The sequence below is a fragment of the bacterium genome (genome assembly GCA_024226335.1).
Taxonomy (GTDB): Bacteria; Myxococcota_A; UBA9160; order SZUA-336; family SZUA-336; genus JAAELY01.
The window spans coordinates 1-511 of the sequence record JAAELY010000020.1; the positions used below are offsets into that span (position 1 = coordinate 1).

A 511-nucleotide genomic window follows, 5' to 3' on the forward strand; every position below is an offset into this window, starting at 1 on the left:
GGAGCACTTCCGCGACCTTCGGACTCTTGCGCATGTACGGCGGAAGGATCTGGCTGCTGAAGCGATGATCGTCGCGGCGATCGTGGACGCGTGGCGCTTCCACCTCCATCGTTCCCGCGCCCGTTGTGATCTGGCGCGGCCCAGCGGTCCCGTTGCGCACGACCAGGGCGTGGCCGTCTTCGTCGCGTTGTCCTGCGGCCGCCTCGACGTACTCGGCAACCTCCGCCTGCAGCGCGATGCTCAGCATCCGCCGTGCGCCCTCGTGCGCGATCTCGTCCAAGCTCATCCGAGCTTCCGGGTTCCCGTTCTGCTCGTTCTCGACTACTCTCAGCATGGGCGGCGTGTCCTTTTTCGGCACAGGGCCGATCGTGCGTTTGCAATTCACACGAAAGGATACGTCCCCCGATCTATTCCTTCGATCCACAACTTTCGGTTGTAACCGGCTCTTGCCGGTCCCCCAGATGGGGGACCGGCAAGAGCCGATAGAGAGGACTAGCTAGCAGTGACGACA

The 511-nt window shown here is 63.4% G+C and carries 1 protein-coding gene; it reads right to left on the minus strand.

Annotated features, from left to right (window positions below):
• A partial coding sequence (locus GY725_00830; protein ID MCP4002714.1) for an IS256 family transposase occupies nucleotides 1–334 on the minus strand: 334 nt, incomplete at its 3' end.
• Nucleotides 335–511 lie beyond the last annotated feature (177 nt).